At 40.7% G+C, this 21,448-nt stretch carries 15 protein-coding genes; 8 read left to right on the top strand and 7 right to left on the bottom strand.

Going from position 1 to position 21,448, the window contains the following annotated elements:
* Positions 1 to 99: 99 nt before the first annotated feature.
* Together HUS61_RS13355 and HUS61_RS13360 are read right to left on the bottom strand one after the other, a co-directional pair.
* On the bottom strand, positions 100 to 408 hold the full coding sequence (locus tag HUS61_RS13355) for a hypothetical protein (RefSeq protein WP_058585610.1): 309 nt from the start codon (positions 406 to 408) through the stop codon (positions 100 to 102).
* A gap of 115 nt (positions 409 to 523) precedes the next feature.
* Positions 524 to 1,423: a LysR family transcriptional regulator gene (locus HUS61_RS13360; protein ID WP_175082684.1), complete on the bottom strand. Its 900-nt coding sequence runs from the start codon at positions 1,421 to 1,423 to the stop codon at positions 524 to 526.
* A gap of 106 nt (positions 1,424 to 1,529) precedes the next feature.
* Here HUS61_RS13360 and HUS61_RS13365 point away from each other — a divergent pair, with 106 nt between their 5' ends.
* Both HUS61_RS13365 and HUS61_RS13370 read left to right on the top strand, forming a co-directional pair.
* The gene (locus HUS61_RS13365; protein ID WP_175082685.1) at positions 1,530 to 2,363 is read left to right on the top strand and encodes a type 1 glutamine amidotransferase domain-containing protein; all 834 of its coding nucleotides are present in this window, start codon (positions 1,530 to 1,532) and stop codon (positions 2,361 to 2,363) included.
* Between the two features lie 43 nt (positions 2,364 to 2,406).
* The gene (locus HUS61_RS13370; RefSeq protein WP_175082686.1) at positions 2,407 to 3,561 is read left to right on the top strand and encodes an iron-containing alcohol dehydrogenase; all 1,155 of its coding nucleotides are present in this window, start codon (positions 2,407 to 2,409) and stop codon (positions 3,559 to 3,561) included.
* Between the two features lie 179 nt (positions 3,562 to 3,740).
* Here HUS61_RS13370 and HUS61_RS13375 read toward each other — a convergent pair whose 3' ends face one another.
* From HUS61_RS13375 to zigA, 3 genes are all read right to left on the bottom strand, one after another.
* Positions 3,741 to 4,214 (bottom strand): YqhA family protein, encoded by a 474-nt coding sequence (locus tag HUS61_RS13375; protein ID WP_063529685.1) that lies wholly within the window; start codon positions 4,212 to 4,214, stop codon positions 3,741 to 3,743.
* A 432-nt stretch (positions 4,215 to 4,646) separates the two neighbouring features.
* Positions 4,647 to 5,315: a DUF1826 domain-containing protein gene (locus HUS61_RS13380; RefSeq protein WP_175082687.1), complete on the bottom strand. Its 669-nt coding sequence runs from the start codon at positions 5,313 to 5,315 to the stop codon at positions 4,647 to 4,649.
* The gene (zigA, locus tag HUS61_RS13385; protein ID WP_175082688.1) at positions 5,315 to 6,511 is read right to left on the bottom strand and encodes a zinc metallochaperone GTPase ZigA; all 1,197 of its coding nucleotides are present in this window, start codon (positions 6,509 to 6,511) and stop codon (positions 5,315 to 5,317) included. Before zigA ends, HUS61_RS13380 begins: the two co-directional genes overlap by 1 nt.
* Positions 6,512 to 6,683: 172 nt before the next feature.
* Between zigA and HUS61_RS13390 the strand changes: the two genes are divergently transcribed.
* Both HUS61_RS13390 and HUS61_RS13395 read left to right on the top strand, forming a co-directional pair.
* The gene (locus tag HUS61_RS13390; RefSeq protein ID WP_175082689.1) at positions 6,684 to 7,670 is read left to right on the top strand and encodes a kelch repeat-containing protein; all 987 of its coding nucleotides are present in this window, start codon (positions 6,684 to 6,686) and stop codon (positions 7,668 to 7,670) included.
* Between the two features lie 155 nt (positions 7,671 to 7,825).
* Positions 7,826 to 10,903 (top strand): Ig-like domain-containing protein, encoded by a 3,078-nt coding sequence (locus tag HUS61_RS13395; RefSeq protein WP_175082690.1) that lies wholly within the window; start codon positions 7,826 to 7,828, stop codon positions 10,901 to 10,903.
* 138 nt (positions 10,904 to 11,041) lie between these two features.
* Here HUS61_RS13395 and HUS61_RS13400 read toward each other — a convergent pair whose 3' ends face one another.
* Together HUS61_RS13400 and HUS61_RS13405 are read right to left on the bottom strand one after the other, a co-directional pair.
* Entirely contained in the window at positions 11,042 to 13,840 is a 2,799-nt protein-coding gene (locus HUS61_RS13400) for a TonB-dependent receptor (RefSeq protein WP_175082691.1), read from the bottom strand.
* Positions 13,841 to 14,153: 313 nt separating this feature from the next.
* Entirely contained in the window at positions 14,154 to 14,939 is a 786-nt protein-coding gene (locus HUS61_RS13405; RefSeq protein ID WP_175082692.1) for an IclR family transcriptional regulator, read from the bottom strand.
* A 432-nt stretch (positions 14,940 to 15,371) separates the two neighbouring features.
* Between HUS61_RS13405 and HUS61_RS13410 the strand changes: the two genes are divergently transcribed.
* From HUS61_RS13410 to HUS61_RS13425, 4 genes are all read left to right on the top strand, one after another.
* A complete protein-coding gene (locus tag HUS61_RS13410; RefSeq protein WP_175082693.1) occupies positions 15,372 to 16,514 on the top strand; it encodes a Gfo/Idh/MocA family protein in 1,143 nt (380 codons plus the stop codon).
* 19 nt (positions 16,515 to 16,533) lie between these two features.
* Positions 16,534 to 18,309 carry a sodium:solute symporter family protein gene (locus HUS61_RS13415; RefSeq protein ID WP_175082694.1) on the top strand — a complete coding sequence of 592 codons (1,776 nt, stop codon included), beginning with the start codon at positions 16,534 to 16,536 and terminating at the stop codon, positions 18,307 to 18,309.
* Positions 18,310 to 18,571: 262 nt separating this feature from the next.
* Positions 18,572 to 20,068 (top strand): hypothetical protein, encoded by a 1,497-nt coding sequence (locus HUS61_RS13420; protein WP_175082695.1) that lies wholly within the window; start codon positions 18,572 to 18,574, stop codon positions 20,066 to 20,068.
* 263 nt (positions 20,069 to 20,331) lie between these two features.
* Entirely contained in the window at positions 20,332 to 21,333 is a 1,002-nt protein-coding gene (locus HUS61_RS13425) for a family 43 glycosylhydrolase (protein WP_175082696.1), read from the top strand.
* Positions 21,334 to 21,448 lie beyond the last annotated feature (115 nt).

Raw genomic sequence — 21,448 nt, forward strand, 5'->3', positions numbered from 1 at the left:
TAACTTGCTAACTTGCTAACTTGCTAACTTGCTAACTTGCTAACTTGCTAACTTGCTAACTTGCTAACTTGCTAACTCGCAACTCACCCCTCACCCCATTTAATCGTCTGGGCCTTTTAGGGTAAATACTAAATGCCTGCGCATGTCTTTTAAAATCACGCCTTTTTTCAGCATTGCGCCACTTAGGCGTTTTTGCCATTTTAATAGTTCTGGGGTCGCTGCATCGAGTGATTGCTGGTTTTCAAATTGAAAACATAATAGCAATGAGCCTGGGAATAAGTGGTATTCCACATCAAACCAGCATTGCAACATGCCTTCAAGCTCTGCGCGACCTTGCTCTTCAAGGGCGTCGGCAACATTTAATACAAGGGCTTGCTGTTTTAATTGTACTTTAGAAAGCTTTTTCATTTAAAAACCAAAATCTAGTCGAAAAGCTAATTATACCTAAGCTTTATGTTTGGCGGAATGCATTACGCCAGTCTCGCGGTGATAAACCAAACTGATAACGCAAAGCAGGCCTTGCTTAGTTTGCAAAGTAATTAATATTTGCAAAGGCCGAAATAACATCTTTGGCAAATGCAATACGGGGGTGCTTTAGTGCCCCTTTGTTCCAAACTAAGTAAATTATGTTTTCTGGGCCTTCGGGTCCTAGTTGCACAAGCTCTCCGGCTTTTATCTGATCGCGACAAAGGTAATCGGGTAATACAGAATAGCCAATGCCTGAGCGAATAATATTGCTAATAGCACGTATGTCTGGGCAAATAGCAATGACGTTTGAGTGGCATTTTGCGTTGAATACAGCTTCAAAGTATTGTCTTATCAAAGGCAGCTCTTCATCATAAGCAACAACATTGTAGCTAGAGAGTAAATCTGCGGTAATGGTGCTGTCTTTGATTTCTCTTCCATGTAGACGGTTCATCACCAAAATTAGCTTTTCTTTGTCGAGCACTAGGCTATCAAATAGTGCTGGATCAGGCGCTGATGCGGCAATAGCAATATCTGCAGTACCTGATTGCAATGCGTCAAAAATACTTACTTTATTACCAATATGCAGAACAAGGTTTACATTGCCAGATTGCAGTAAGTTGGCAATTTGTGGCCCTGACACACTACTAATATATTCGGCAGGTCCTGCGATATTTATAGTGCCATGTGCGGCATCAGAACGTGCCCTTATCGACATGATCTTTTGCTCTAATATATCGATATGACCAGAAACCTGCAGCGCTAAATCATGTGCCGCTGCAGTGGGGGTAACACCGCGGGCTTTACGCTCAAATAAAGATTTACCGACTACAGCTTCCATTGCTTGAATATGGGAAGTCACCGAAGGCTGAGATAAGCCTAAATTAGCCGCTGCCTTCGTAATATTTTTACAACGATAAACTTCAACAAAGGTTTTTAATTGCGTGAGATAAGACATGTAACTGTACGAGCCATAAATATTCTGATTGCTCCTCTTAATTTATCCGAATTCTACTCGCCCCGCAAACCAACTATGATGGCTTCACTTTCTAAGAGGACGAGTTATGAAAAAGATATTACAGCGACTAACGCTTGTTGCTGCATCAACTATGTCGATGTTTTCAGTGGCGGGTGAAGGCGAAGTTTTGGTTATTTTATCAAGTGAAACAACCATGGATTTAGCTGACGGCCAGAGTATTGAAACAGGCTACTACTTAAATGAATTTGGTGTGCCTGCGAAAGCATTAGTCGATGCGGGTTATGAGCTTGTCCTTGCAACACCCAAAGGTAATGCGCCTCAAGTAGATAAAAAATCAGTGAGTACCGACTACTTTGATGGTAATGAAGCTAAAATGCAGAGCATTCAGCGTTTTGTAGCATCGCTACCAGATATCAAAGATACCGCAAGTTTAAGCGAAATTTTAGCGGGTGACTTAAGCCAATATGAGGCTGTGTTTATCCCAGGCGGCCATGCGCCTTTAATTGATTTAGCAAACAACCCTGAAGTGGGTGAGATTTTGCGTCATTTTAATAAGCAAGGTAAACCAACAGCGGCAATTTGCCATGGCCCAATTACGTTGTTGTCGGCACAAGTTCAGCCAAATTCTTATTATCAAGCGATAAAAGATGGCGAAAAAGCATCAGCCAATAACTGGATTTATGACGGCTATAAAATGACTATTTTTTCAGACCCTGAAGAACGTGTTTTTGAAAGCAGTTTAGAAGGTAAAAAGCTTAAGTTCTATCCTGCTATGGCAATGGAAAAGGCCGGTGGAAATATGGCATTCGCTAGTGAGTGGCAGCCTAATGTGGTTGTTGACCGCGAACTCATTACGGGGCAAAACCCGTTTTCAGATAAATTATTAGCAGAAAAGCTTTTAGAAATGTTAGCTAAGTAAATTAGCTAATTAGCAATTTAAACCTAATTTAAGGGGCATTTAAATGTTGAACTTTATTTATAAAAATCAAACCGAAATTTTGTTTGGTAAAGGTCAAATGAGTGAGATCACGTCACGTTTACCAGAAAACGCTAAAGTACTATTACTTTTTGGTGGTGGCTCAATTAAGAAAAATGGCGTATACGACCAAGCAATGAGTGCATTAGCCGATGTTGACGTGATTGAGTTTGGTGGTGTTGAACCTAACCCAACATACGAAACGCTGATGCAAGCTGTGGCAACTGCTAAAGAGCAGAATGTTAACTTTATTCTAGCTGTTGGCGGTGGCAGCGTTATTGATGGCGCTAAGTTTGTTGCAGCAGCTTATAACTTTGTAGGTGAGCCGTGGGATATCCTTGTTAAAGGTGCTGAGTTTAGTAACCCGCTTCCTATTGGTGCAGTTTTAACTTTACCTGCAACTGGCTCTGAGAGTAACGGTAACTCAGTGGTTACTAAAAAAGAGACGTCGCAAAAACGTGCTTTTTCATCACCGAGTGTGCAACCTGTTTTTGCAGTACTTGATCCTGAATATACTTTTTCGTTACCAGAGCGCCAAGTAAGTAATGGTGTTGTAGATGCATTTGTACACGTTATTGAGCAGTACTTAACTTACCCAGTAAATGCGCCATTACAAGACCGTTTTGCAGAAGGTATTTTACAAACTTTGATTAGCGAAGGACCTAAAGCGCTGAGCGAGCCGCAAAACTATGATGTAAGAGCCAATGTTATGTGGTCGGCTACAATGGCACTGAATGGTTTGATTGGTCAAGGTGTACCGCAAGATTGGTCTACGCATATGATTGGTCATGAATTAACAGCACTTTACAATCTTGATCACGCACAAACGTTGGCGATTGTTTTACCTGCGCTAATGCATGTTCAAAAAGAGCAAAAGTCTATTAAAATACAACAGCTTGGTGAGCGAGTGTTTGGTTTTAATTATAACGATGAAGCTGAGCAAATCGATAAAACGATTAAAGCAGTGCAAGACTTCTTTGAAGCAGTGGCTGTTAAAACACGCCTTGCTGACTATGACCTTGATGAACAAGCAATCGACGCGGTTGTTAAAAACTTAGAAAAGAATGAGATAACAACGCTAGGTGAACACGGTGATATTGACTTAGCGAAGGTTAAGCAAATATTAGCGCTTGCACTTTAGGGCTTAAATTTAAAGGCGTAACATGAAGTGTTACGCCTTTTTAGTGCTTAAAAATCGATTTGCTAGAACTGGCTAAAGATAGCCAAAAGAGCGGTTTACTTGAGCAGTTTAATGCGTGATGAAAGAGCAATATCAGCTACGTTACCCTGAAAAAGTAAACTAACGTTTGTGAGTGTTCACTATTTCATTGAGCGCCATGCAAAGGTCGAGGCGGCAACTACAATCGCAATAGAAATACCAAGGTAGAGGGTTTCTATTGTGCCGCCGAATTCAACGGCGTGTTCTAAAAACAGAATCACTAAAATGACGGATGTTACCTGCACTAAGGTAATTTTTAAGTCATGAAAATCTTCGATATGAAAGGCGGCCAAAAACTGGCTACTCTTTGTGGTTGCAGGCGAAATGAATAGCCGGTAAAGGCTGATGGTAATAACTTGAAGAGTAATACCAATCAGTAATAGGTCGAGAATTTTTAAAAGCTCGACTATCATCTCTTTCCCTCCCTTAGCAGAGTCAGGCAAAGATATAATCGTTGTTTTAACAACATTAAAAACGATGTTCACACAGGTTATATAAACAAGTAACGATGAAATTGCTGTAGTGATAATCGCGATGATGACTAAAAACCGACTATTTTGAAAAAGGCGCTCCATATCAACTCACACAAATTAATTTCTTTGTTATACGAAGCTTAGCTGGTTTTTGATTAAATACAGCACGGCCATTAGCTAAGGGGACTTAACTTATTAGTTCTTTGAGTATTTACGTGCGAGCTTTGGTTGTGTGTAAGTTTAAGGAACAAAAAGGTTGCTTCTATTAAGCATTAATACAAAAGGGATTTTTATGGGCTCGATGGCTAAGCACTCACTAGAACTAGATTTAAATGATAAAAAATGGTTTCGAAAGGCACTTTTGCTGGTGGTGCGGGGAATGTCTTAATTTTGTTACTAAGGATGTTTGCTCTATCAGCAATTGCAAGTGCGCTTAGTATGCTTTTCGTTAATTTAAAGCCATGAGCAGTTGTTGTGTGTTCTTGAATGAAATAGCGCCTATTAGAATTAATAGACGCAGTTGGTACGCTCGTATTAAGCAATAAAGTCGAGGGTTACAAGTAGCCGTTTTTCGCCAGCAGCGAGTGCTGGTGAGCGGTGCACAAGGCCTTTGCCTTCGTTATCTTGCCAAGTTTCGCCTTTTAATAGGGCTACATCACCGACATTTAGAGAGTGAATTTTAGTATTTGCTGTCATTAAGCCTGATTCTTCATCGCTTAATCCTTGATGCCCTGCGCCAAGTTTAGTGCGATCAAGTCCTGCATTTTGCAACCACTGTGAGCCACTACCACAATAGGTGCTGACTAACCGGCAAGGGACTCTGTCAACATGAAAACGTGGGCACATGGCACGTTCAAGTACTCTTAGGCGTAATCCGATGCGCTTTAATTCAAATAAATAACAAAACATATCAACGAGCTGAGCCAGGTCGGCCTTAAGCTCTTCTGCTTGAGGTAGTTTTTCAAGGGCCTTATTTATGTCAGTCACAATGGTATTTTGATTGATCACAGCGTTAATACTGAGTTCTGGGTTGGCTGTAATACTCTCAGCTACTTCTGATTGCAGCTGTTCAGTTAAGTTACGCTGCCAAATTGCAATGTTATGCTCAGGTTTATATATTTGTGAAAACACCACAGGGCTTAGCGCTGTTGCTGCCGCTGATGGTAGGTTATCAGTGTCATGCTCTAATGCGTAGGCTGTCATTATGCTTCCTCCCAAACAGGAAATGGATCGGGCAGGGTTTGCCAAAGCGCTTTGCCTGCTAATAGTTCATCGTCGCTAAGTAAGCAGTTATCGAGAGCTTGAATGATCGCTGCTTGATTGAGGTTTTGACCAATAAAAACCAGCTCTTGGCGCATATCACCAAAGGGTTCTTGCCATACTTGGTTAATTGAATCTAAGTAGTCGCTATCTGTTGGCCACTGATCTTTCGGTAAGGCTTTCCAAAATATCCCGCCAAAACCATAGCGGGCTATGCCGCCAGCTTGATTCCATTGGCAAGCAAATTGTGGTCGAGAGGCTAACCAAAAGTAGCCCTTGGAGCGAAGTAATTTCCCTTCGTGTTGATTGTTATGAATAAAGTTATAAAATTTTTCAGGGTGAAAAGGGCGGCGGGCCCCGTAAGTAAAGCTGCTAATACCGTATTCTTCGGTTTCTGGGGTATGCTCGCCGCGCAGTTCTTTTAGCCAGCCAGGTGCTTGCTGAGCTTTTTCAAAGTTAAACAGGCCCGTGCCCAAAATTGTGTTGATATCAACTTGGCCATTTTCAATGGCAATAAGCTCTGCGGAAGTATTTAATGAGCTTAAAATGGCTTTTAAACTCTCAAGTTCATCGGCACTAATTAGGTCTGTTTTACTAATTAAAATGACATCAGCAAACTCAACTTGATCAATAAGTAAGTCGGCTACGCTTCGCTCATCTTCATCACCTAAATGCTCGTTGGTTTCTTGTAAAAATTTGGCTTCGTTAAAGTCGTTTAAAAAGTTAACGGCATCAACGACCGTGACCATGGTATCAAGCCTTGCAACATCAGAAAGTGACACGCCATCCTCATCGGCAAAGGTAAATGTTTCGGCAACCGGAAGGGGTTCTGAAATACCCGTTGACTCAATAACTAAATAATCAAATTGGCCCGTTTGTGCTAAAGCGCGTACTTCAATGAGTAAGTCTTCACGTAGTGTGCAGCAGATACAGCCATTGCTCATTTCTACTAGTTTTTCTTCGCCGCGGCTAAGCGAAACATCGTTTTTAACTGTTGCAGCATCAATGTTTATTTCGCTAATATCATTGACGATTACAGCCACTTTTTTGTCTTCACGGTTATTTAAAATATGGCTGAGCACAGTGGTTTTACCTGCACCTAAAAAGCCAGAGAGCACGGTGACGGGAAGTTTGCTCATAGTAGTGACCCTTAATAAGATTAAACAAAATACGCTAAGTGTTTTGTTATAATATATCAATTTAGTGTCATTTAGGAATAGTAATCGTTGTTCGAGTAAGACTATTTGGCAGTGTACGAATAGGTACAGCTGGCTTAGTCTTTAGCTAATCAACTGCTTATTAAGGATTTATATGCGTTTAGCCAAATTGTTGTTAGCATTTTCTATTACTTGTTTACCTTATACGTTATCGGCAAAAGAGCTGTTAGCACCAAAGCTCCCTGAGGCTATACAAGAAATTTACCCTACAGTAATGAATCAACAAATTTGGGTTGCTGGGGGCATCTCTACTGAGCTACCAGCATCAGCGGGTAAGATGACTGCAAAAGTCCATTATTGGTCGCCTGAGTATTCTAGTTGGCAATCAGCTCCTAGTTTGCCTGAAGGGCGTCATCACACGTATTTAATCGCAGTAGAAAACAGACTATTTGCCTTTGGTGGTTTTGTTAATAGCCAAGGCCAATGGACCAATAGCCGTGATGTGCTAATGCTAGATAAAGGCGCTAAAGCATGGCAAAAGGTGGCGAGTTTGCCTTTTGCGTTAAGTGAGACTGTGGGCGCAGTGCTTAATGGTAAAGTGCACTTAGCAGGTGGACGTAGCCCAAGCAGTGAGAAAAATGGCCAATGGCAGCATAGTTTAGATGTGAGTGCGCATTTAATTTTTGATCCTAAAAGCTTCACCTTCAAAGAAGCTGCACCCTTACCTTCGGCTAGAAACAGTGCGGCAAGTGCACAAGTAAACGGCCGTTGGTTTGTGTTAGGTGGCAGAACCATTGGCGGCGAGCCTATCACTGACATGCTCGAATACCTACCCGAAACAAACACCTGGCAAGCACATGCAGCACTCCCTAAAGCACGAGCAGGGCATGCGGCGGCAGTTATTGATAATGCTATTACTGTGTTTGGTGGTGAACATAGCCAAGGAGTTGACCGTGAGGTTTATAAATATGATTTAACCAAGCAGCAATGGCACAAAACTTTCGAATGGCAAACACCTCGCCACGGTTTAGGAGCTGTTACATTAGACGGCGAAATTTGGCTAGTGGGTGGTGCCACAAAGGTAGGGCTTTCTGAAACAAGCCGTGAAGTGACTTCATTAAGAAAGTTAGTCGAACAATAGCTTGCTTTTAATTAGATACTTTTAGTTAAGAGTTCATAATCTAATTCTTGAATAAATGTCTCTAATAGAGGAAAATCGTCTGCTTAATCTCATAATAAGAAAACAGTTTTTTGTTGTGAGTAAAATAAAAATTATAAGTTGTTTAGGATAGGGAAATGACCAAGCTTCCATACCTTGCGTTGCTATTTTGCTCGCAATCACTTTTAGCCACAGAAAATACTGCACATTATAACCAATATGGTGATGCGACACTTTTAAATTCGCAACAGATTAATTACGAAAAAACTTATTTTACTAGCCGCGATAAAAACAATTCGCAAGCAGATTTAGACAGAGCTTCAGGGATTAACTTATCCAATACCCTTGCAGATGAAAGCCCAGATTTAACATCTGTATTTCGTCGTTACTCTTTAGGTAATTCAACAGGTCTAAATGGCCTTTATTCTGTAGACTTGCTCGGTAACGGTAATAAGCAAATTATTTCGGTGCAACAAAACGATTTTAATATTATTGAGTATAAAGATAATCAATATTCAGTCGTTGAAGGTTTCGATTCTCAGGATTACATCACTGATAGTACATTGTTAAAAAGCATTGCCGATGATACTTATTATTTAATACTTATGACGAGCAATCAGATAGTAAAAATTAATTTACTAACAATGAAAGTTGAAAGTACAAAGGAGATATTTTCTAGCCAATCAGTTATGGCAAGAGATATTAATAACGACGGTCAGGACGAGCTTATTGCAATTGCCAATAGTCAGATCTTGGTACTAGATCAGTCAGACCTGTCTGTTATTTCCCAACTTGAGTATTACGGTAACAAATTTGTTGTTGGTTCGTTTACCGAACAAAATGCTCATGAATTAATGCTTGAAGATGGCAAGTTGTATCGTATCTCTGAAAATACAATAGATTATACAAAAACATTGAGCACGCAACTAACAGGTATCCATTTACAAAGTGTTGATACTAACCAAGATGGTTTAGATGAAGTAATCAATGGGAATGGTTGGTATTCGATTGAATTAATTAGCCCAAATACAGACAGTGTCATGTGGACAGCTAATAGCGAATTAGACATTTCAAGAATTATAGTCGCAGATATTAATAATGATGGCGCTCAAGACCTAGTATATGGCGATGGTCAATGGGGGCAAATCCATGCTTTATCTTTAAGTACTGGTCAGGAGTTTTGGCAGATCAATAACCCTGAACACAGTGTTTCAAGTATTTTAGTAGACGATTTTAATCTTGATGGTAAAACAGATATTGCGTGGGGAGCTGGTTATACGTCTTCAGGTGATGATGGGTTTCATATTCATACTGTAGAAGATAAGTCTAAGCAATGGTCGCAAACGATCTTTAGTTACTCGCAGTTTTTATTAGGTCTTGCAGATATTGACGGTAAAGGTGGAATTGATGTTGTTTTTTCTGAAAATGGTACAAATAAACTTCAAGTTGTTGATATCGAAACAAACGAGCAATTACTAACCAATGTCGATTTAACCGATGGCTGGAATGACTACCAGTATGTGATTACTGCTGATTTATTCAATGATGATAAAAACTATTTAATCGTTGCAGGATCAAGGTCTTACGCAGGGAACATACAAGTATTTTCCCCAGATAATGGAAATTTACTGTATACGGTACCTTTTGAAAGTGGCGACCAAATTTCAACAATTGAAGCTTATGATATTAACCAAGATGGTTTCTTAGAGCTAATTGTTGGCAATGGCGCATCGCATACCGGAAGTGAAGGCTCATACATACGAGTTTTTAACGGACAAACTGGTGAACTAATTAAGCGTTCACCTCGTTTACATGACTTTTGGAGTGGGGTTTCTGGCATAGTTGCAGGCATAGATACACAACAAAGCAGTAAAGAATTATTTGCTTTAACCGGTAACCAATTAGTCAAATATAATTACACTGATAATAGTGTAACTAATTACTCTTTAAACGACTATTTTAAGTCGCTAGAGGGGGTTGTTATCGGTGGTGAAAAAGCACTATATGCTGCCAATCAATATGGCCTTTTATTCTCTTTGACGGAAACTGGAGAAAAGTCTGAAGTTGCTAAATTATGTGACAATTCACTAAACAATATAGTATCTAAACGTGCAGGCTTCATCTTATTTAGTTGTGAAGATAAGTTTGGAGAGTACGATTTAAATAATGATGAACTGCTTTATGAAGTAACGCGTGCAAATCAACGTAGTTCTATAGTAAGTGCAACTTATAATGGTGTGGATTATTCATTGCTATCAGGAAAATCTATAGAGGTTTTCTCGAATGAAGCCCCAGCCCCTTTAGCTAAACCGCAAGATAGCGAGGTAACATCCCATGTGCTTTCGCCGCTCGAAGTTAACCTTAATTTGAGTGATATTGACTTTGTGGTTTTTGAAAGTAGTCCTAGCCTTGGCCAGTTAACGTTTATTGATCGTCAAACAGGACAGTTCACATATACGCCTAACGGCACTGTAGGTGTTGATGAATTAGCGTTTTATACAGTAAAAGGTCGTTCACGTTCTGAGCTTGCAAAGTTTACAGTTACGTTAACTAATCAGGCTCCGGTCGTTGAGAACTCTACGATCACAACGCACTGGAATACACCTTTGATTCTTAATTTGCCTGCCTCAGATGCAGATGATGAGCCACTTATTTTTACTGTGAAAAATGAGCCTCAACATGGTCAAATTGAATTACTTGATCAAAATACGGGTGAAATAAAATACACGCCGAGTGGTGAATCTTTACAGCCTGTTTCAATTACTTTTACCGCGAAAGACTCGCTTGAAGAGACTGCGCTTGCCAATGTTGTTGTTGAATTAACAAATACAACACCGACGGCTACAGATTTAAGTTATGAAACATATTACTCAACGGTAGTTAATGGTCGTTTTATTGGTAATGACGAAGATAGTGATAAGTTAGAATTTGAACTAGTAACGAGCCCAAGCTCTGGTGAGCTTAGTTTTGATAAAGATACTGGATTATTTGTATACGAACCGACAGGGGAGTCTTCTTACTCAGTAAACTTTAGTTATCGAGCAAAAGATAGATTTGCTTCATCAGATACTAAAACAGTAGTTATAAACATTGTTGGTAAAACAGATAATTCAGGACCAAGCTCTGATTCCAGCTCAGACTCAGGCGGTAGTCTTTACTACTTAATGTCTTTATTAATTGCTATGGTTGCCTGTAGACGTAAATTTAAAGTATAAACAGGTACTTTTTAAATACTTAAATTTTAAGGTGCTTTACCAATGATGTTGGTGCAGCATTTTTTTAGTTGGTTTCATAAAAAAAGCCTCCGTTAGGAGGCTTTGGGTTAGGTTCATCACCTACAACAACATAATGGGTTAGAAGGTTCCGCGAATACCTACGAAGTATTGGCGACCTGTAAAGTTGGTTGTCGCAATGATTGATTCGTCGTTATTGAAGTAACGGTCGAAACGCTCATTGGTTAAGTTGGTCACGTTAAAGGTCAATGAGTAGTTGTCATTGATTTTGTAAGACGTACTTAAATCAAGCTGTTGGTAGTCGTTTACATGACGAGGACCAGCGAAGAAACCGAAAGAAGGTTCAAGTAAGTATTTCTCACGATAGTTGTAAGATAAACGTACTGACGCTGGGCCTTTTTCATAGTAACCAACTAGGTTATATACATTTTTAGACAAGCCAGTATAGCTGAATGTTTGACCTTCAAAGCCATCACCAAAGTCAGTGTCACTGTCTGTGTAAGTATAGTTTGCGAGCATACCTAAGCCATCGAATGGCGCTGGTAAGAAATCAAAAGCAGTTTGGAAGCTAAGCTCTGCACCATTGATTGTTGCCGATGCCGCATTACGTGGACGGTCTACCGATGCCCAATCAATTCCGGCAATTGTTTCTGGTGAGCTTGAGTTAAATACAAAGCCATCAATGTCTTTTTGGAACAAAGCAACACTTGCTAAACCTGTATCATTGAAGTACCACTCAAGTGATAAGTCGAGTGAATCAGACTCAAATGGTTCAAGCGCCGGGTTACCCGCAGAGCCTGTTAGTGTGGTGGTGCTAAAAGTAAAGCGTGGCGATAACTGCGAAAGTGTAGGACGCGTTACTGTTTTGCTAGCCCCAAAGCGTAAGTACACTTCGTCAGTTAGCTCTGCATTTAAGCTTAAGCTTGGTAACACATTGGTGTAACTACTGCCTGTTGAGCTGGTTTCACCAACTACATCGAAGTCACCAGCACTGCGGATAACGATTTCAACAGGTAATGCACCCGTTGCTTCAACGTCGGTAGTTACTGCACGCACACCCACATTACCTTTTACTGGAATGTCTGCAACATCAAAGGCCATGTTCGCTTTTACGTATGCCGCTGCAATATCTTCTTCAACTTTGAATGAGCTGATGCTATCAAATTGTTGCTCAACACCGTATTTATTGTGGAAGTCAGTTGGATCACCAATCACAAAGCTGCGGATAACATTGGCGTTTGGAGCTTCACCTAAGAAATCATCAACAGGGAAATCAAGTAGATTAATTGCAGATGTTGGCAGTACATCAGGTACCCCGTTCGAGCCTGTGAAGCTGTTACCTACATAGGCTTTGATTTCTTTTGAACGTTGTGTGTAACGTACACCTGTTTCTAGGCTTGTGAAGTACTCATTGTCTAAGAAGTACTTTGCGTCAACGGCAAACGACAGAGATGTATCTTTTACGTCACGTGCATTTGAGTTACCAAACGCTACACGGTAGTTATCAGGGTCATTTAAGTCAGTACCAGTAACATATAGGTCAGGGATACCATTATCTGGATTACGCGCATCATACACTACGTCAGCAAATGCTTGTAATAGCACGCTTTTAAGGTCGCGTGTTTGCTCACCTTTAGAGTAACCAATATCAAAATCAAGTTCCCAATCATCATTTGGCGCCCAATTTACATGAGTACCTAAAGCAAGCGTATCTGACTCAATCTTAGTTAACTCGGATACACTACGGAACTGGGTTTGCGGTGCAACGGCATAAACCAGGTTATCGTTTTCTACCACAGCTTCGGTTACGAGGAATGGGAAAATACCGCCTACACCACGACCGTTTGGGTCATTTAGGTCGGCTGCAACCCACAGGCTAGGGTCTTGTGGGCCACGGAATTGGAAACGAGCAGGTAACTGTAGCGCTGTTTCATCTACATCGAATGTTGCATATAAACCATCAAATGTGATGTTTAACTCGTCGCTAGGTTGAAACTCGATAACAGCATTTAAGCCAGTACGAGTTCGCTCATCACCATAGTATTGAGTAAGGGGTTCGATAGGGTAAAGAGAATTAGGGTAATCGATACTACCATCATCTGTACCACCTGGAACGGTTGCAAGGTCAGGGCGAATTTCAACACCATCTCCAGTGCCTGGACCAAAGTTTACATTACCCCAAGAGAAATATTCGTCTTCACGGGTTTGACGCTCTGAGTAGGTTACACCTACCAGTACACCGAGCTTTTCATCGTCTGATTTCCAGTTCACAATGCCTGAAATGCGTGGGTCGGTTGAATCTGGCAGCTCACTGTACACACCTTCAGCTGACCAAGCTCCAGAAAAGCCAACTTCATCTGCATCTAGCGGTTTACGGGTTTTAATGTCTGCATTGCCACCAATACCGCCTTCGAGTTGGTCTGCTGAAACTGTTTTATAAACGTCTAACTGACCAATAAGCTCTGAAGGCAGTACATCTAAAGAAAATTGACGACCAATACTGCGACCTGATGCTAAAGAGCGGCCATTTAATGTAACCTGTGTAAAATCAACTGGTAAGCCACGGATTTGTACATATTGACCACCTAGTCGACCATCGGTACTGCCATTAGTCCCCCCATTTGGACTACCGCGAGGGCGGTCAATTGAAATACCTGGCACACGTTGCAGAGACTGAGCGACGTTTTCATCTGGGAATTTACCCATATCTTCGGCAGCAATAGAGTCGAGAATTTTGTCAGAGCCACGCTTGGTTGCGATAGCTTCTTTTAAACTCAGTCTCACACCGCTGACAGCGATTACTTCAATATCATCTTGTGCAACATCCTTAGCTGTACTTTGTTCCTCTGCCATTGCTGTGCTACCCATCAGGGATAAAGCAACAGATAAGGCTATTTGGCTTTTGGTGAATTTCATCATATTGACCCCCATCGCTCTTGGCGAATTATTCTCGTGAATGTTCAAATGTCCATTCAGTGATATATAAAGACTAAAAAACCGTCAACACGCTTTGCAGGCTGCGTTATCAAGATTTCTTAGTTAAAATTTCGTAAAGAGTGATGTTTTATAAATGAAACAAAATGGTTGAATTTGTGTTAACGGTTATTTTGGGAAAATTCCTAAAATAGTATTAGCTAGTTGCGTATTCACCAAAAGAATTGCGCATACCAAAAGACCAGTATATTGCTTGAGTAGTTGTAAGAATGGAAAATCATAAGAAAAGCACTATGGTTTAGGTCTCTTCATCAAAGCCCATTTTCTGTGAAATATGAAGTGAGGTTTCTTTTAACTTATTTATCACATGTTCAAAGTCGGCATTTCGAGATTCGTCTCGGTACATAAGAATTGAAGTGAGTAGCACAGCGACGGCATTATGATAATAATCAAAGATGGGCACGCCTATATCATATACGCCGGCGAGGACGGGGCTTGGCATGGCTTCGTGACCTTGTTCTTTTACGCGTAGCCAAATATTTCGCAGTGCCATTAAATCAAGAGACAAGTCAGGGTGATTTTCTTGGTATGCTTTGAGCATTCGTTCTCGGTTGTCGTACGATGCAAATGCTAATAGCACGTGACCGGCACAGTTATCGGTAAGGGGGCCTCTTCCTCCAACGGGTAGGGTTAAACAATTACTGTTAGTGTCGTAATCTTGGTGAGACAAAATTAATCCACCACCGTCTGAATACACCACTAAGTGGCAAGATTGTTGAATTTCACTACACAATTCTTGGATGATAGGAAAGGCAACATTATTTAGGTGGTGAACTGGCGCGTAGCGGTGAGTAAGCCGATAAAGCTTGAGTGAGAGCCTATAAACGCGTTCAGTTTGAAAAAACTCAAGGTAGTGGAGATCATTTAGAACCGCCACCATACGAAAAATTTCAGCTTTTGATTTCCCTAATGAGTCAGAAATTTGTGTCAGATTTAACCCTTCCGGGGTTCTTGCGAGTAATTCTATAATCGCCATGCCTTTCTCAAGAGCGGGCGCTTTATATTTAGTTTCTTTCTCTGTCATCGGGTACTTCTAATTACTTATTCTTAGATTAAAACCTTATACATAAGTGTAGTCTCAAAGAGCGCTTATGCACTGAAATATCACCTGAATTTGGTAATAAAGTAGCTTGTATATCCCAACTGTTTTGTTTTGGTCAATAAAGGTTTTCTGATTTTTATTTAAAAATTAAATGGTTGAAGTAATTTTTGAACAACGTTCAACGTAAATTTTTTGTTATGAAAGAGAGCGTATATGCCGCCTCTAGTTTGATGAGATTATTTAACGTACAGCTAACTAGAACCTTTATTAATTGAAGATTGTTTTGTATGTAAAACCCATGTTGAGCTGAATTTCATAAAAAAAATCCCACTCACAAAGCGCAGACAAGTGATTGACTGTTCAAGTGCAAGGTAACTAACTTGAGTTATTAACGTACCTTGTAGGAATAAAATTGTGAAAGTAGGAATTTGTGGTTTAGGCGACCGGTTAAGTTATGTTGCCAAAGTGATGCATGAGCTTATTCCAAATTTTGATTTGGTTGCTTATGCCGACCCTGAGTCTGTAAAAGTTGAGTATATGCAGTCGCATGGTATTTCGATGCGCGCTTATGACGAACTTGCAGAGATGTTGCAAAATGAGCAGCTTGATATGCTGATGATTGGCTCTCCAAATCATATGCATTTAGAGCACTTACGCCTTGGCATTGAAGCAGGATTACTCATTTTTGCAGAGAAACCTATTGTGATGTCTGAGCAGCAGACCTACGACGTGCTTGAGCTTATCGCTAAACATAATGCCTTCGATAAAATTTTAGTGGGTATGGTGCTTCGTTATGCGCCTTTGTATAAAGATTTGGTCGCAGCCTTATCATCTAAATTACTGGGTGAAATCACCAGTATTGAGGCATCAGAGCATATTCCGCCAGAGCATGGTGCGTTTTTTATGCGAGATTGGCGCAGACATCAAGGGCTATCGGGCGGCTTCTTATTAGAAAAATGCTGTCACGACTTAGATCTTTATCAGGGCATTGTGAAAAGTCGCCCAGCTAAACTTGCCAGTTTTGGTGGTCGAAGAACCTTTACGCCTGAGAACAAGCACTTAGGCAAGCATCCTGTCTATCATCAGCGCAAGTCACGCTGGAATGGCATAGATGAAGTGTTTGATAACGATTCTGAGCTGGTGGATCACCAAACCGCACTCATTCAATATGAAAATGGCATAAATCTGAGTTTTCATACTAACTTAAATGTACCGAACGATTACCGACACTTTAGTGTATTTGGCACACTCGGTATGGCTGAAGGTGACTTTGTGCGTAACTATTTCAAAGTGCATGACTGTATTACCTCAGGGGCATTGATTGATAAAACGTACTTACACGATGATTCAATTTCGATGCACTACGGCGCTGAAGAAGAAATGGCGGCAGATTGGATAGCCTATTTTGAAAGGGGGACTCCTTTACCGGTATCCATTGTTGACGCTTTGCAAGCGGGGCTCACCGCCATCAAGTTAGATGAAGCTAGGCAAACAGGTTCGATTATCGATATGACAGAAACATGGAAAAAATTTGATAGCTACCTAAATAAAAATTAAAACACATCGGGGGATTCACATGGTCTTAATTGATTGGTTAATAGTTGCATTTTATGTAGTAGCAGCGGTTGTTATCGGGATGCTCTTTACAAAAAAGGCCAGTGAAAGTACGGCTGATTTTTTTGTCGCAGGGCGATCTTTACCTTGGTATATCGCGGGCACATCCATGGTGGCCACCACCTTTTCATCTGATACACCCTTGTTTGTAGCAGGAGCTGTGCGAGAGCAAGGCATTTACGCAAACTGGATTTGGTGGGTGAGTGTAATTGGCGTGATAATTTCGGTGTTCTTCTTTGCTAATTTATGGCGAAGATCAAAAGCACTGACCGAAATTGAGCTTATCTCACAGCGATATGATAAGAGTAAAGCCACTGATTTTTTAAGAATTTTTAAAGCTATTTTTGATGGTGTATTTGTTAACTGTATTATCATTGCCTCAGTGACTCTCGCTATGTCGAAAATTATTGTGGTGATTTTGGGCCTCTCCCCTGAACCCCTATTCGACATTCCTCTGTTTGGTGCTATCACAGCGACCACGCTTATTTTGATTATGCTAGCTGTTGCAGCGGTCGTGTATACCGCGATGTCTGGTTTATATGGTGTTGTGTATACCGATTTAATTCAGTTTGCCTTAGCTATTGTCGGCTCTGTGGTATTAGCTGTTATCGTTTATGTCGACTTACAAGATCACGGTGGCATCGTTGCTGCGGTAGAGGCCTCTCCTGGGTTTAATAGCGATACACTCAAAATGATCCCCGACTTTGAATGGGATCTAAAAACCTCAACTTTTGTTATTTTAGTGTGTATCGGCTGGCTAAATTACGCGCCTGGGTTTGGCTTTTTCTTACAACGCACACTTGCTGCCCGCAGTGAAAAAGATGCCATGTTAAGCTTATATTGGTTTGCTTTTTGCCATCTCGTATTAAGAAGTTGGCCTTGGATTATCGTGGGTGTTGCCTCTTTGGTTTACTTTCCGTCGTTGGTAGATGCAGAGCAATCATACCCAATGATGATAGATGAATTCTTACCAGTTGGTTTAAAAGGCATTATGGTCGCCTCTTTACTTGCTGCTTTTATGAGTACGCTCGATACTCAACTTAACTGGGGCTCGTCTTATTTAGTCAATGATGTTTACGAGCCTTACTTAGTTAAAGGCCGAGAAAAAGCACATTACATTAAGGCTGCTCGGATCAGCATGTTAGCTCTAACTCTTTTTGCGTTGATTGTAACGACGCAACTTGAAAGTATTCTAGGCGCTTATGAATATATTTCGGTAATCATCATTCCAATCTCTGTGGTACTCATCGCTCGCTGGTATTGGTGGCGAATAAATGTGTGGTCTGAAATTAGCGCGCTTATTACTGCCGTTATTGTCGGTAATGCGATGATGTACATATTACCCGATGAAGGCGAGGCTAAGTGGTTTGCCGTGCGCATGCTAGCAACCACGATGACAACCTTGGTTGTGTGCTTAGTTGTTACCTTAATGGCCTCAAGTAAAACCCCAAGCCCAAAAACCATTGAGTTTTATAGTCGCTTAAAAATCCACGGCCGCGGCTGGAAAAAAGTCAGAGATTTAACAGGCATTGAACCAATTGCGGCGGGGATTAAAGATAACGCTATTGCTTGTGTTGCGAGTATTGCATTTATTTACTCGCTACTGCTCGGTATTGGTAATGCCTTATTTGAAGATTGGCAAACCTTTGGCTATTACTTAATTGTGATTGTGGCCTCTGGTTGGGTTGTAAAGCGTAAAATGCCGAAAGTGATAGCCTCATTAAGGCAAGAAGTATAACAATTTAAACTCCTAGTTGTGTCGCAAGCCATACGTTGTTTTTAAATAAGCATCGTATGGCTTTTTTATTAACATTTTTTAATTGGTAAATAAGAAAATTCATATTGATAAGAATATTTCATTTTTAAAATACCAATAATTTTAAAGCGTTAAATATGAAACGAATGAATGGTAGTTGCTTGTTTTTGTGTAATTTAATTGTTGCTCGCTTGTAAATTTAATAGGCTCGTTACATTCCTTATTTTCATGTGGTTTAGTTGCTATGAATAGTAAAATCCATAAAATCCTATCTGGTGTTGCCTTAGCAAGTAGTATTAATGTGGGTGCTGCAGAGTTACCTAAAGAAGTTAAATGGATGCAAGATGCCAAGTGGGGGATTAGTCATCACTATCTTGCTGGTGGCACTATGGATAATGCGTGGTACCAAATTACAGACTATAACGAGTGGAATAACTACGTTAATGGTTTTGATGTCAACGATTATGCTGATAAAGCCGCCAAGCTTGGTTATCGTTATGTAATTTTTACCATTACCCAAAACCGTGGTTACTTATCTACGACCAGTGATATTTACGATTTACACTCACCTGCATGTCCAAGTAAACAAATTGCACCGGGTTGTATCACACAAGTTAATTCTAATCAGGCTGATTATACGCCAACCCGTGACCTTGTTCTGGATTTGGCGCTGGCGCTTAAAGCAAAAGGCATCAAGCTAATTGCATATCTACCTTCACACTTGGGTGATAGATGGACGGGCAAAAAAGTGAAAGCGCCATATCCAGACTGGTTTATCAATGGCTTTGTGAGTGAAAGAGCCCAAACCTGGGGTGATAATATTGCCGGTTGGTGGTTTGATGGTTGGTATCAAGCAGATGAATCGCAGCAAGAACTTGCGGCTAATAATGACTACCCAGTAGCTGATCAGCTAGCGAAATCAGTGCGTAGTGGTAACCCGAATGCAGTGATTACTATTAGTGATGGTTTTGAGTACAGCTTTATTCCGAATGACCCACAAAGTAATTACACTCAAGGTGAGCATAATGAGCTACCGCCTATTCCAAAATCAGGTGAAGTAACCACGGCGCTCGGTACAAAAGTGCAATGGCATGGCTTTACGTATACCTCGCAAGAAGATCCATTATTTGGTGGCTGGGGGCAAGTTAAGCGCAGCTTAAAATACAGTAATAATGAGGTAGCAAACCGAGTAAAAGACATCGCAAGGGCTGGGGGTGTCACAACTTTAGATGTGGCTATTAATCCAAACGGCAGCTGGATAGTTGACCGCTTAGTGCAAATTCAAACGGTAGGAAACACGGTTGGCACAACATCTGATACCACTTATTCAGGCTTAGAGCTTGTAAACGATGATGATCCTCGAATTCAGTATAGCGAAAATGGCAACTGGGTGAGATCTGAGCAAACAAATACTGGCGAATATAAGCAAGATTTGCATATGACTACTGTCAATGGTGCGTCGTTTAGTTATGACTTTAGTGGTTCGAGTATTGTCTTTGCGACTTCAAAGGACATTAACCATGGGAACGTTGAGGTTTTCTTAGATGGTAAATCACAAGGCATATACTCTATTTTTGATGGTAACAACTACCGCCAAGTACAAAGTATTGTGTTTGAAAAACATGATTTAGCAGCGGGAGCGCATACTTTAACGGTTAAAAAAGTATCGGGAGATGTTATGCCTGTTGATGTGGTGCTTTCGACAAAAGCAAAGAAAATATATAAAGCCAAATCGCTTTAGCGATACCTAAATCAAGGGTGGATGGGGATCCCCCTTTTTATTCAAGCAAGTTTGAGGTTTAACTGAGAAGCCTTAAGCTTGCTGCTCCATATTAAACCTATTCCATGTAATGCTATTCCTTAATTTTTGCCAATAAAGCTTGGGCATCTTATAGCCTGTCCTTACATTTCTTTTCACTGTCTGTTAAAAATAATGTTATATTTGTGTTCTTACTTAAAAGTAATAAAATAATACAAATTAAAATTTAACGATCAGGTTTCAAGATGACAATACAAACAAACAGTCCGTTAGTAGAGCAGCGTGCCGATCCGTTTGTGCATAAGCACAGCGATGGTTTTTATTATTTTACAGGTTCTGTACCAACTTATGACCGCATTGAACTTCGTAAGTCTGCGACATTAGAGGGCTTAAAAGACGCTGAAACCTTTGATATTTGGTTTAAACATGACAGCGGCCCAATGAGTCGCCATATCTGGGCTCCTGAAATTCATTACCTCGATGGCAAATGGTATATCTACTTTGCTGCCAGTGAAGAAGATGATATTTGGGCATTACGCCCGTATGTACTTGAGTGTAAAGGCCAAGATCCGCTAAATGATGAGTGGGTTGAGCTTGGCATGATGCAAGCGGCTGAGGGCGATGAAAAGTCGTTCACTGATTTTTCTTTAGATGCCACCATTTTTGAAAATAACGGTAAGCGCTACTTTTGCTGGGCAGAGAAAACCGGCGGTCAATTTGCTGCATCAAACCTTTATTTAGCGGAGATGGAATCGCCAATTAAGTTAAAAACAGCACAGTTTATGCTGACGACACCAGATTACGATTGGGAACGTGTCGACTTTTGGGTAAACGAAGGCCCGGCAGTACTTAAAAATAACGGTAAAATCTTCATTGCTTTCTCTGCAAGCGCAACAGGTGCATGTTACTGTATGGGCTATATGGAAGCCGATGAAAACAGCGATTTACTTGATCGTAATTCGTGGACTAAAACACGTATGCCAGTGCTTGAAACAAGTGTTGAAAAGAAAATTTTCGGCCCAGGTCATAACTGTTTTACAGTAGCTGAAGATGGTGAAACACCACTGTGTATTTACCATGCTCGTGACTATGAGCACGCAGTTGGTGAACCAAGTGTGGTGCCAAAAACAGATACCCGTCCACTTGAAGAGATTGTAAAAGATCCGCTTTACGATCCAAACCGCCACGCTCGAGTTATGGAAGTGAAGTACAACGAAAATGGACGTCCACTATTTGAACTGTATTAATTTACTGTGAATCAGATATAAAGCACAAAGCCACCAACTTAAGGTGGCTTTGTTGTTTCTAGGCTCTGTTATTTAGGGCTTAGTTAAGCAATAAAGCGGGATACAAGCTTTCCCG

It is taken from the genome of Pseudoalteromonas sp. 0802 (assembly GCF_013350085.1).
Classification (GTDB): domain Bacteria; phylum Pseudomonadota; class Gammaproteobacteria; order Enterobacterales; family Alteromonadaceae; genus Pseudoalteromonas.

What these genes read in the sequence shown, in the direction of transcription:
- HUS61_RS13360 (WP_175082684.1), bottom strand. Translation starts at nt 1,423, where the DNA reads ATGTCTTATCTCACGCAATTAAAAACCTTTGTTGAAGTTTATCGTTGT.
- HUS61_RS13395 (WP_175082690.1), top strand. Translation starts at nt 7,826, where the DNA reads ATGACCAAGCTTCCATACCTTGCGTTGCTATTTTGCTCGCAATCACTT.
- HUS61_RS13425 (WP_175082696.1), top strand. Translation starts at nt 20,332, where the DNA reads ATGACAATACAAACAAACAGTCCGTTAGTAGAGCAGCGTGCCGATCCG.
- HUS61_RS13415 (WP_175082694.1), top strand. Translation starts at nt 16,534, where the DNA reads ATGGTCTTAATTGATTGGTTAATAGTTGCATTTTATGTAGTAGCAGCG.
- HUS61_RS13365 (WP_175082685.1), top strand. Translation starts at nt 1,530, where the DNA reads ATGAAAAAGATATTACAGCGACTAACGCTTGTTGCTGCATCAACTATG.
- HUS61_RS13390 (WP_175082689.1), top strand. Translation starts at nt 6,684, where the DNA reads ATGCGTTTAGCCAAATTGTTGTTAGCATTTTCTATTACTTGTTTACCT.
- HUS61_RS13355 (WP_058585610.1), bottom strand. Translation starts at nt 408, where the DNA reads ATGAAAAAGCTTTCTAAAGTACAATTAAAACAGCAAGCCCTTGTATTA.
- HUS61_RS13375 (WP_063529685.1), bottom strand. Translation starts at nt 4,214, where the DNA reads ATGGAGCGCCTTTTTCAAAATAGTCGGTTTTTAGTCATCATCGCGATT.
- HUS61_RS13420 (WP_175082695.1), top strand. Translation starts at nt 18,572, where the DNA reads ATGAATAGTAAAATCCATAAAATCCTATCTGGTGTTGCCTTAGCAAGT.
- zigA (WP_175082688.1), bottom strand. Translation starts at nt 6,511, where the DNA reads ATGAGCAAACTTCCCGTCACCGTGCTCTCTGGCTTTTTAGGTGCAGGT.
- HUS61_RS13405 (WP_175082692.1), bottom strand. Translation starts at nt 14,939, where the DNA reads ATGACAGAGAAAGAAACTAAATATAAAGCGCCCGCTCTTGAGAAAGGC.
- HUS61_RS13370 (WP_175082686.1), top strand. Translation starts at nt 2,407, where the DNA reads ATGTTGAACTTTATTTATAAAAATCAAACCGAAATTTTGTTTGGTAAA.
- HUS61_RS13400 (WP_175082691.1), bottom strand. Translation starts at nt 13,840, where the DNA reads ATGATGAAATTCACCAAAAGCCAAATAGCCTTATCTGTTGCTTTATCC.
- HUS61_RS13380 (WP_175082687.1), bottom strand. Translation starts at nt 5,315, where the DNA reads ATGACAGCCTACGCATTAGAGCATGACACTGATAACCTACCATCAGCG.